The 10,588-nt window shown below is 68.9% G+C and carries 9 protein-coding genes and 1 pseudogene; 5 read left to right on the forward strand and 5 right to left on the reverse strand.

Going from position 1 to position 10,588, the window contains the following annotated elements; translation table 11 throughout:
- Position 1: 1 nt before the first annotated feature.
- Positions 2–1,579, reverse strand: a complete 1,578-nt coding sequence (locus JW364_RS15205; RefSeq protein ID WP_171011659.1) for a CoA-acylating methylmalonate-semialdehyde dehydrogenase — start codon at positions 1,577–1,579, stop codon at positions 2–4.
- A 113-nt stretch (positions 1,580–1,692) separates the two neighbouring features.
- On the opposite strand from JW364_RS15205, the gene JW364_RS15210 reads away from it, so the two are divergent.
- Positions 1,693–2,133: a flavodoxin domain-containing protein gene (locus tag JW364_RS15210; RefSeq protein ID WP_058253830.1), complete on the forward strand. Its 441-nt coding sequence runs from the start codon at positions 1,693–1,695 to the stop codon at positions 2,131–2,133.
- A gap of 25 nt (positions 2,134–2,158) precedes the next feature.
- Here the strand turns inward: JW364_RS15210 and JW364_RS15215 are convergent, their stop codons facing one another.
- Complete coding sequence (locus tag JW364_RS15215) at positions 2,159–3,064, reverse strand: DMT family transporter (protein WP_205334263.1); 906 nt, start codon at positions 3,062–3,064, stop codon at positions 2,159–2,161.
- 115 nt (positions 3,065–3,179) lie between these two features.
- Here JW364_RS15215 and JW364_RS15220 point away from each other — a divergent pair, with 115 nt between their 5' ends.
- From JW364_RS15220 to JW364_RS15235, 4 genes are all read left to right on the forward strand, one after another.
- A complete protein-coding gene (locus tag JW364_RS15220) occupies positions 3,180–3,473 on the forward strand; it encodes a hypothetical protein (protein ID WP_058253832.1) in 294 nt (97 codons plus the stop codon).
- Entirely contained in the window at positions 3,470–3,964 is a 495-nt protein-coding gene (locus JW364_RS15225; protein ID WP_065629727.1) for a histidine phosphatase family protein, read from the forward strand. The genes JW364_RS15220 and JW364_RS15225 overlap by 4 nt, the downstream gene beginning before the upstream one ends.
- A 21-nt stretch (positions 3,965–3,985) precedes the next feature.
- A complete protein-coding gene (gene nadE / locus JW364_RS15230) occupies positions 3,986–4,810 on the forward strand; it encodes an ammonia-dependent NAD(+) synthetase (protein WP_205334266.1) in 825 nt (274 codons plus the stop codon).
- 66 nt (positions 4,811–4,876) lie between these two features.
- Positions 4,877–6,898 carry an NAD(+) synthase gene (locus tag JW364_RS15235; protein ID WP_205334264.1) on the forward strand — a complete coding sequence of 674 codons (2,022 nt, stop codon included), beginning with the start codon at positions 4,877–4,879 and terminating at the stop codon, positions 6,896–6,898.
- Between the two features lie 320 nt (positions 6,899–7,218).
- Here JW364_RS15235 and JW364_RS15240 read toward each other — a convergent pair whose 3' ends face one another.
- From JW364_RS15240 to JW364_RS15250, 3 genes and pseudogenes are all read right to left on the reverse strand, one after another.
- Complete coding sequence (locus tag JW364_RS15240; protein ID WP_065629730.1) at positions 7,219–8,619, reverse strand: wax ester/triacylglycerol synthase family O-acyltransferase; 1,401 nt, start codon at positions 8,617–8,619, stop codon at positions 7,219–7,221.
- Between the two features lie 132 nt (positions 8,620–8,751).
- Positions 8,752–9,588, reverse strand: a complete 837-nt coding sequence (locus JW364_RS15245) for a fibronectin type III domain-containing protein (protein WP_205334265.1) — start codon at positions 9,586–9,588, stop codon at positions 8,752–8,754.
- A pseudogene (locus JW364_RS15250) lies at positions 9,588–10,588 on the reverse strand (serine/threonine protein kinase); the annotation flags it as partial. The pseudogene JW364_RS15250 and the gene JW364_RS15245, both read right to left, overlap by 1 nt.

Raw genomic sequence — 10,588 nt, forward strand, 5'->3', positions numbered from 1 at the left:
ATCAGTCCATCGTCGGGATGACGAATTCGGCGCCGTCCTTGATGCCCGACGGCCACCGCGTCGTGACCGTCTTGGTCTTGGTGTAGAACTGGATCGACGCCGGGCCGTGCTGGTTGAGGTCGCCGAAGCCCGAGCGCTTCCATCCGCCGAAGGTGTAGTACGCCACCGGAACCGGGATCGGCACGTTCACGCCGACCATGCCGACGTCGACGCGGGCCGTGAAGTCGCGGGCGGCGTCGCCGTCCTGGGTGAAGATCGCGACACCGTTGCCGTACTGGTGGTCCGACGCCAGCGCGAGGGCCTCCTCGTAGTCGCCGGCACGCACGATCGACAGGACCGGTCCGAAGATCTCCTCGGTGTAGATGGTCATGTCCTTGGTGACGTGGTCGAACAGGGTCGGGCCGATGAAGAAGCCCTTCGAGATGTCCTCGTCGCCGAAGGTCTGCTCGTTGTTGGCGCGCTCACGTCCGTCGATGACGACCTCGGCACCTTCCTCGGCACCCTTGTCGATGAACCCGCGGACCCGCTCGAGGGCGGCGGCGGTGACCAGGGGGCCGTAGTCGGCCTTGGGGTCCAGGCTGTGACCGACGCGCAGTGCGTTGACCCGGTCGATCAGCTTGGCGCGCAACCGGTCTGCGGTCTGCTCGCCGACCGGGACCGCGACGCTGATCGCCATGCAGCGCTCACCGGCGCTGCCGTAGCCCGCACCGATCAGCGCGTCGACGACCTGGTCGAGGTTGGCGTCGGGCATGATGATCGCGTGGTTCTTGGCGCCACCGAAGCACTGTGAGCGCTTCCCGTGGGCGGCCGCGGTCGAGTAGATGTACTGCGCGATGTCGGAGCTGCCGACGAAGCCGAGCGCCTTGACGTCCGGGTGGGTCAGCAGCGCGTCGACCGCTTCCTTGTCGCCGTGGACGACCTGGAACACGCCGTCGGGCAGGCCGGCTTCGGTGAACAGCTCGGCGAGACGCACCGGCACGGACGGATCGCGCTCGCTGGGCTTGAGGATGAAGGCGTTGCCGCACGCGAGCGCGGGCCCGGCCTTCCAGAGCGGGATCATCGCCGGGAAGTTGAACGGGGTGATGCCCGCGACGACCCCGAGCGGCTGACGGATGGAGTGCACGTCGATGCCGCCGCCGGCACCCGCGGTGAACTCACCCTTGATGAGGTGCGGGATGCCGATCGCGAACTCGATTACCTCGACGCCGCGCTGGATGTCGCCGAGCGCGTCGGCGTGGGTCTTGCCGTGCTCGAGCGACAGCGTGGTCGCGAGCTCGTCGGCGTTCTTGTTCACCAGGTCGACGAACCGCATGAGGACACGGGCGCGGCGCTGCGGGTTCCAGGCGGCCCACTCCTTCTGCGCGGCCGATGCGGTCGCGATCGCGGCGGCGACCTCGTCGGTGGACGCCAGCGGAACCTGGGACTGCACGGCGCCGGTGCTCGGATTGAAGACGTCGGCGAAGCGACCGCCCTCGGCGGTGACGCGCTTGCCGTTCAGGTAGTGCGGGATCGAGGAGACAGCAGGAGCGGACACGGAGATCACCTTCGACTTCGTTGGGGGTATGGCCGGTATCACCATATAGTAGGACATCCAAGTATTTCTTCCAACCCCTCGCCACCAGCGATTTCGCGCCGACGAGCCGGTTAGGCTACCCTCGCTTAGCGAAAACGCCGACGTCGAGAGGAGTTCACATGTCGGTCGTCATCCTCTACGGAACCGAAACCGGGAACGGTGAGCTCGTCGCCGACGCCATCGCCGACACGCTGGCCGCCGACCACGATCCGTCGATCTACGACATGAGCGAGTACGCGGTCGAGGATCTCGACCCCGAGGACTTCCTCGTCATCGTGTGCTCGACCTACGGCGAAGGCGAGCTGCCGACCGGTGCCGAGCCCTTCGCCGACGAACTCGAGAGCGTGAACCCCGACCTCACCGGTCTCCGCTTCGCGGTCTTCGGCCTCGGGGACTCGATCTACGACACGTTCAACCGCGGCGGCGAGATCGTCGCCGAGATGCTCACCAAACGCGGCGCGGTCCAGGTCGGCGAGCACGCCCGCCACGACAACTCCTCGCCCATCAAGCCGGCGAAGCAGGCCGCCGAGTGGGCCGAGGGCATCTCCCAGGAGATCTGAGCACGTCTGACGTCGACGCGGCCGGTCAACCCGCCGGGCGCGACGTCGCGCCCGCCGCCGGGCCCGCGTCGGCTGCGGCGTCGGCTGCGGCGGACTCCTCCGCCGCCACGGCCTGCTCGTATCCGCGCACGGCCGACAGCTTCGCGAGTTCGCACACAGCGCGCACCATGATCGCGAGCACGATGCCGAGGAACAGCGCGGTCGGCACCGACACCTTCAGGTTCTCACCGAGCAGCAGGACACCGAGCACCATCGCGACGGCCGGCTCGGCGACGGTCATCGACGGGAACGACGTCTGCAGATCACCGGCCCCGAACCCCATCTGCTGGGCGAGGATCGCACAGACCACCACCAGCACGAACAGGTAGATCTCGGGGTGGACGAAGGTACGCCAGAAGTGGTGCGTGATCTGGTAGATCACGGTCTTGACCAGCAACGCCGACACGCCGAACAGGATGCCGGCGACGAGCCCGTAGAACAGCGCCTTGTAGTGCGGACTCGAACGGTGGGCGAGGATCACCAGCGCGACCACGACGCCGATGACCGCCCCGACAGTGCCCCACAGTAGGAGAGCATCGGGGCGGCGCATCGACGGTTCGGGACGCGCCACGATCAGGAACGTCACCACGCACGCGACCAGAACCCCGCCCCACGCCCACTCGACACGGGCCGGATGTCGATGATCGGCCCACGCCTCCAGCGGAAGTGCGAACAGGACGGCGAGCACGACGAGCGGTTGCACGAGCAGGATGGAGCCGAGACCGAGTGCCGAGGCCTGCAAACCGAAGCCGCACAGCGCGATCGCCGCACCGGCCCACCATCCCGGGGTGATCGCACCGTTGACCCGGGAGGCGCGCTGACGCAACACGGTACCGGCGGCGATCATCAACGCGGCCAGCACCGCGAGGAGCGCGGGTACCCAGGTGTGCACGATCCCCAGGGTAACGGCGGTGAGCCGCGGTCGCGGTCCCGGCCGGGGTCGTCCCGGGCGACATCGACGGTGTCGTAACACCTACTGCCTGCCCGGACAACGTAGATTCGAACCCATGCGTTATCGGTCAGATCTGGAACGACTGGCCACCCTCGACGCCGCCGCGATCGAGGTGGCCTGCACCGACTGCACCTCGGTGGGTGAGCTCATCGACTGTGCCGTGGACGAGTACCTGGAGTTCGACGTCGCCGCCGACGAGGCCGAGGCCCGCGGTCACGACGAACACGCGGCCTACCTCCGCCAGGAGGCCGCCGCCTGGCGCGCGACCGTGCGGGTCCTGCGGATGATCGGCGCCGAGTCGGGGTCCGAATCCGACGCCCGGGACCGCGGCCGGCACGGCGCCGCATGAGCCGGACCCGCACGCTGGTCCTGATGCGGCACGGCAAGTCGGGTTATCCGCCCGCGACGCCCGACCACGACCGTCCGCTGGCCGAGCGCGGCGATCGGCAGGCCGCCCTCGCCGGGCGCTGGATGGCCGATGAGGGCCTGCGGATCGACGCGGTGCTGTGCTCGACATCGACGCGAACGCGCCAGACGCTCGCCCGAACCGGCATCGATGCGCCCGTGACCTTCGTCGAGGACATCTACGGCGGCGCGCCCGAGGAGATCCTGGAGGCCCTCCGCGTCCACGCGCCCGCCGACGCGCGGACGGTCCTCGTCGTCGGCCATGAGCCCGGGATGCCGTCGACCGCACTGACGCTCGATCCGCACGGGTACATCGAACGCTTCCCCACCTCGGCTTATGCGGTCGTCGGCATCTCCCACGAGTGGGACCGGATCGGGATGGCCCCGGACCCCGAAGCCCACCTCGTCGGCGTGCGGATCCCACGCGAGGAGTGACCGATGGCGCACACTGGGACCATGCGTGAGATCCAGCGAACCATCATCGACGCCCTCGCCGTGAAGCCCTCGATCGACCCCGGCGAGGAGGTGGAGCGGCGGGTCGGATTCCTCGTCGACTACCTCCGCGCCACCGGCGCCAAGGGTTACGTACTCGGCATCTCCGGCGGCGTCGACTCCAGCCTGGCCGGGAAGCTCGCCCAGCTCGCCGCCGAACGCATCCGGTCCGACGGCGGTGACGCGACCTTCATGGGCATGCGGCTGCCCTACCGCGTGCAGCACGACGAGGACGACGCGGCCGCGGCCCTCGAGTTCATCGGCGCCGACGAGGTCGTGACCGTCAACGTGGCACCCGGCGTGGATGCCCTCGACGACGAGATCGAACAGGCCACCGGCACCCGGCTCACCGACTTCACCAAGGGCAACGCCAAGGCGCGGCACCGCATGGTCGCGCAGTACGCCCTCGCCGGTGACCGCGGATTGCTGGTGATCGGCTCCGATCATGCGTCCGAGAACGTCACCGGCTTCTTCACCAAACACGGCGACGGTGCGGCCGACGTGCTGCCGCTTTCCGGCCTGAACAAGCGGCAGGGGCGTGCCCTCCTGCGCCACCTGGATGCGCCGCAGCAGCTGTGGGAGAAGGTACCGACCGCCGACCTGCTGGACGAGAAGGCCGGACAGACCGACGAGGACGAACTCGGCCTGCGCTACGACGACATCGACGACTACCTCGAGGGGCGCGAGATCCCCGAGGACGCGGCGGAGAAGATCGAGGCGGCCTGGCACCGCAACCGGCACAAGCGCACCACCCCCGTCGAGGTCGACGACACGTGGTGGCGGTCCTAGCGCTGCACCCGGCCGGCGCGTTCGGCGGACCCCGCACGACGGCCTGTCCGCGATTAGGGTGTCGGAGTGTCTGTCTACGCAAACGGATTCGCCCGCGTCGCCGGAGCCGTACCTGTCCTGACGCTCGCCGAACCCGCGGTCAACGCCGCGCGCACCGTCGAACTCGCGACGCAGGCCGCTGACGACGGCGCCTGCCTGGTCGTCTTCCCCGAACTCGGGCTGTGCGGGTACAGCGTCGACGACCTCTTCCACCAGGACGCCCTCCTCGACGGTTGCCGCACCGCGCTCGACGACATCGTGACGGCCAGTGCCGGGCTCAAGCCGGTTCTCTGCGTCGGACTACCGATGCGCGTGGGTGACGGCCTGTACAACTGCGCCGCCGTGATCCACGACGGCGCGGTCCTGGGGGTGGTCCCGAAGTCGTACCTGCCGAACTACCGCGAGTTCTACGAGCAGCGCTTCTTCGCCGCGGCGCGCGACGCGGTCCCCACGACCGTGCGGTTCGGCGACGTCGAGGTCCCGTTCGGTGCCGATCTCGTCTTCGAGGCCCGCGATCTGCCGGGTTTCGCACTGTTCGTCGAGATCTGCGAAGACGGCTGGGTGGCGATCCCACCGAGTACGTGGGCGGCTCTCGGCGGCGCGACCGTGCTGGCCAACCTGTCGGGCAGCCCGGTCACCATCGGCAAGGAGAGCTACCGCACCAACCTGTGCACCGGGCATTCCGCGCGGACCATCTCGGCCCACGTGTACGTCGCTGCCGGTTACGGCGAGTCGACCACCGACCTCGCCTGGGACGGCGATGCCCTCATCACCGAGAACGGTTCGCTCCTCGCCCGCAGTGAACAGTTCGCGACGATCGACCAGATCATCACCGCCGACATCGATCTCGACCGCCTGCGGCAGGAACGCATGCGGATGATCAGCCTCCGGGACCAGGTCGGCGATCACTCCGAACGCTTGAAGTCTCTGCGTCGCATCGGTTTCGACTTCGGAGACCTGTCCGACGACGATGTCGTCCGGCGGGTGGTCCCCCGGTTCCCTTATGTCCCAGCGGATTCCGCCGACCGCGACGAACGCTGCGCAGAGGTCCGATCCATCCAGGTCCAGGGCCTGGCCCAACGACTGCGCTCGACGGGTCTGGAGAAGATCGTCATCGGGGTGTCCGGTGGCCTGGACTCGACGCTCGCACTCCTCGTCGCGGTCGACACCTTCGACCGGCTCGGCCTGCCGCGCACCAACATCCTCGGTTACACGATGCCCGGCTTCGCGACCGGCGGCCCGACGCTGCGACGCGCCCACGCGCTGATGAACTCACTCGGGGTGAGCGGCGCGGAGATCGACATTCGGCCGTCCTGCGAGCAGATGCTCGCCGACCTCGACCATCCGTACGCGCGCGGCGAGAAGGTCTACGACGTCACCTTCGAGAACGTGCAGGCCGGTGAGCGGACCTCACACCTGTTCCGGCTCGCGAACGCCAACGGTGCCATCGTGCTCGGGACCGGCGACCTCTCCGAACTCGCGCTCGGATGGTGCACCTACGGCGTCGGCGACCAGATGTCGCACTACAACGTGAACGGGTCGGTGCCGAAAACGCTGATCCAGCATCTGATCCGGTGGATGATCACCAGCGGACACCACACCGCCGAGACCACCGAGACGCTCGTCGAGATCCTCGACGACGTCATCTCCCCCGAACTCGTCCCCGCCGGCGACGACGGCCGGATCCAGAGCACCGAGGACACGGTCGGCCCCTACGAACTGCACGACTTCTTCCTCTATCACCTGACGCGCTTCGGTTATCGCCCGAGCAAGATCGCCTATCTCGCGCGCCAGGCGTGGGGTGACCGCAGCCGTGGCCCGTGGTCGGATCTGCTGACCGAGGACAAGCGCAACGAGTACGACACCGCGACCATCGAGCACTGGCTCGAGGTGTTCCTGAAGCGGTTCATGGGCAACCAGTTCAAGCGCTCGGCGATGCCCAACGGCCCCAAGATCGGATCGGGCGGGTCGCTGTCCCCGCGCGGCGACTGGCGTTCACCCTCGGATGCGTCGGCGCGGGTCTGGCTCGACGAACTCGCCGGGGGCTAGTGCGGCGGGTGGTCGCGCCCTGCGCAAGCTCCGGCCCGCTCCTCAGTACCTGCGGCCGGGCGGCCGTCGTGGACTACGAAGAACCCCCTTGAGGGTCCACATCTCAGCTCCCTGAGGTGCGAGCGAAGCGAGCCACGAAGGGCTCCGCAGCCTGTGTCACTGGGCCCTTCGTGGCTCGTCGCTGGCGCTCCTCGCACCTCAGGGAGCAATGGTTATGTCGTTCTCTCGGGTTAGCGAGCAGGGGGTGGTCGCACCCTCCGCAAGCTCCGGCCGCTCCTCGGAGAACAGAACGTGGCCAGGGGTCATGCGGTTCTCTCGGATCAGTCGCAGGCGGCCAGCAGCTGCTTGATCTCGTCGTCGAAGGCGTTCGCGATGGCCCACGGGTCCGGGGTCTGATCGGTACAGCCGACGATGCCGATGTTGAGGTTGCCGTCGGCGGAGAAGACCGTGATGTTGAGTCCCAGGCCATGCATGATCGGGCCCAGCGGGTAGACGCCGGTCACGCGCGCGCCGAGGAAGTACAGCGGGAAATCCGGGCCGGCGACGTTGGACACCAGGACGTTGAACACCGGCGGATGCGCCGACGCCCAGTTGCGGTCGCCGTAGATCTTCATCGCGGTGGACAGTGTCGTACCGGGAGCGAACTGCGCCCAGGACCGCAGGATGTTCGCGTCGATCTCGGCGTGGTGCTCCTTCGAGGTCCGGCTCAGCTCTGCCTGCTTCCGCAGCCGCGCGACCGGGTCGGGCTCGTCGGAGGATAGCAGGGTGAACATGCCGGTCACCTTGTTGGTGCCCTCGACGACGAGGTCCTTCTCGTCGGCGCCGTGCACCGAGACCGGGACCATCCCCACCAGCGGACGATCGGGGAGCTCGTCGTGGCCGAGCAGGTAGGTGCGCAGCGCCCCGCCGACCATCGCGAGCACGACGTCGTTGAGCTTCACCTCGAAGTGGTCTTTCACCCGCTTCACATCGTCGAGCGAGAGCTGGGTGACGGCGATGCTGCGGTGCGGCGTGATGGGTGCGTTGAACCGAGTCCGCGGGGCACGGAACGGTGCGGGCATCGCCGAATCCTGTTGTGCCCGACGGAACCAGCCGACAGGCACGCTCAACGTGCGGGGGAGCAGCTTGGCCATGGCGAGGGGCCGCTGCACGAAGTAGTTGACCGCGCCGCCGGCGGCCATCGCGACGCGCGACGACGGGCCGGCCGACTCCCCCACTTTCTCGGCGTCGAGATCCGGCGGTTCGGGCGTGAGCGTGCACATCTGGGCGAGCATCTCGGCGCCCGTCACACCGTCGGTCCCGGCGTGGTGCATGCGCAGCATCGCGCAGACCCGGCCGTCGGCGAGACCCTCGATGATCCACAGCTCCCACAACGGCTTGCCGCGGTCGAGCGTCTGCCCGGCCAGATGACCGCACAATTCGGCGACCTCGCCGGCGCCGCCGGGGGCCGGCACGCCGACCCGGTGCACGTGCCGCTCGATGTCGAAGTCGTCGTCCTCGATCCACACCGGGTGGTCGATGTTGAACAACGAGTTGTCGAGTTTCCGCCGGAACGCGGGTATGGCAGCGATGCGTCGTTCCATCTCGGCGCGGAGTTTGTCGAAGCGGTAGCCGCCCGGCATGGTGCTCGGATCGATCTCGAACAGACCGATGACATGCATCAGTTGCGAGCGTGTCTCGAGGTAGAGAAACGATGCGTCCAGTCCGCTCAAGCGCTGCATGGGATTCGCCTTCCCTCGACGTCGGGCACCCGACCCCGTGGGCACCCCACGCCATCATGCCGCACGTGACGACCCCGGCGGGGTCGGTTCCGGCACAGCCGTGACGGCGTCGAGATGCCAGATGATCCCGGCTCAGAGCGGCAGCGAGTCGATCATGTCCAGAATGTCCTGTCCATCCGTTTCGAGGACGACGATCATGGCCAGCTCGCGCGACGCGTCGTCGGTGATCTTGAAGACCCCGCGTCCGTTCTCGTCGATCAATCCCGTCCCGTGCCGCCACCGCACCGGCCGCGACGTCGCCGAGGAGCGCGAGTACTCCGCGTTCAGCGCATCTCGGGATGCGAACCAGAACACCCCGAAGGGGCGGTCGACCGAGCCCGCGGCACATCGGACGACGAACACGGTGCGCACCTGACCCGCTCCGGTCTCCGACGGCCCGACCTCGTCGCGACCGCCGGAGTATCGGCGGATGCACTCGGTGTTCATCCACTGCGCCGCGGTGTCGGGGGCCTGCGGGAGCAGCTCCGGGAACTGCGCCACCAGCGGCGCGAACTCCCCCCAGCTCGCGCCCGTCCGGACCTGCTGCACGGGCCCGGGCTCGGAGTACACACCCCCGCGGATCGCGACGACCCGGTAATCGTGTTCTCCGGCAGGCACACTCACGTCCTCAGCCGAGGTCTCGGGTCCCTGGTGGACGACGTAGCCGCCGCCGCGGAGCAGCTGATAGGCCGACGCCCCGGCGACCGGGTCCCACGACGCGACCACCCGTCCCGGTCGCGCCTGCAGGGTCAGGCCGCCGGGGGTGTCCGGCGCGTCGGGCGCGGTCACCGACCGGACCACGACGAAGCCGCCGACCGCGACCACGGCGGCGACGAGCACGATCAGCCCGATCAGCCACGGGCCCGACTCGAAACGGCGCCGCGAGCTCGGTGTCGTGGTGGGGGACGTCGAGGGTGTCGGTGAAGTCATCAGATCGGCAGCCTTCTCAGGACGTCGCCGGCTGCGGCGGCGGGCTCACCCGGGACGACCACCCACACCACCGACCGGGCGTGGTCGCCGTCGTCGAAGGTGAGGATCGCCTGCCCCTGATCCCGCTGCTTGTCCGACAGGTACAGCGTGCCGGTGTGCCCCTGCGCGGTGGTGTAGTCGACGCCGCGGAGGTCGTGGGCGGTCACCTTCGCCGCCGCGACCGCTTCCTCCGGGGTCTCGTAGGTGTCGACGATCACCTGATACGCCGCCACACCCGGGTCCGACGGCCGCCCGCTGTCGTCGCCGGTCGCGGCGTCGGCGTCGCGGGTACACGACACGGTGCGTTTGCTCGACGAGAACGCGAGATCGCCGTCCTCGCCCCAGCAGCGCATCGCGTCGAAGCCGTTGGTGCTCAACGGCGTGGCCGGGATCAGGTCGTGGTACAGGTCGGCGATGGGCTGCAACTCGCCCCATGTCAGGAAGACATCGACCTGTTCGGAGTTCCGGGAGAAGTCCGACACCCGGCCGCCGTCATGCGCGGCGACCTGATACGTGTACATGCCGGGCACCGGCCGGGGCGCAGTGAACTCGGTGGCGGGCCCGGAATAGATCACGTCCTCGTTCTGGGTGACCACGTAGTCGGTGGCCCCGGCCACGCCGTTCCAGGTCAGTTCGACAGCGGTGGTCGTGACCTCCACGTCCGGGGGATCGGGGGTGTCCAGGGAGGTGGCCGACATGCGTGCGAAACCGATTCCGGCGCCGAGGATCCCGGCGACGAGCACCGCCACGATGGCGATCGCGGCGAGGTGGCGAGGCCGGCGGACGGAAGTGGGTTGCGTCGCATCGTCATCGGATGGCCAAATCTGCGACGGACCCGGTTGCACAGGCGGTGGCGTGTATCCCGTGCTCCCCGCGATGCCGGCGCCGACGTGCCGGAACCCCGGGCTCGGTTCCGGACCGGCCGGCGCGGGCCGGGCGGGGGTCCCGGCCGGCCCGCGCC

This window comes from Gordonia sp. BP-119 (assembly GCF_016924115.1).
Classification (GTDB): domain Bacteria; phylum Actinomycetota; class Actinomycetes; order Mycobacteriales; family Mycobacteriaceae; genus Gordonia; species Gordonia hongkongensis.

What these genes read in the sequence shown, in the direction of transcription:
- JW364_RS15240 (WP_065629730.1), bottom strand. Translation starts at nt 8,619, where the DNA reads ATGCAGCGCTTGAGCGGACTGGACGCATCGTTTCTCTACCTCGAGACA.
- nadE (WP_205334266.1), top strand. Translation starts at nt 3,986, where the DNA reads ATGCGTGAGATCCAGCGAACCATCATCGACGCCCTCGCCGTGAAGCCC.
- JW364_RS15210 (WP_058253830.1), top strand. Translation starts at nt 1,693, where the DNA reads ATGTCGGTCGTCATCCTCTACGGAACCGAAACCGGGAACGGTGAGCTC.
- JW364_RS15220 (WP_058253832.1), top strand. Translation starts at nt 3,180, where the DNA reads ATGCGTTATCGGTCAGATCTGGAACGACTGGCCACCCTCGACGCCGCC.
- JW364_RS15205 (WP_171011659.1), bottom strand. Translation starts at nt 1,579, where the DNA reads ATGGTGATACCGGCCATACCCCCAACGAAGTCGAAGGTGATCTCCGTG.
- JW364_RS15245 (WP_205334265.1), bottom strand. Translation starts at nt 9,588, where the DNA reads ATGACTTCACCGACACCCTCGACGTCCCCCACCACGACACCGAGCTCG.
- JW364_RS15225 (WP_065629727.1), top strand. Translation starts at nt 3,470, where the DNA reads ATGAGCCGGACCCGCACGCTGGTCCTGATGCGGCACGGCAAGTCGGGT.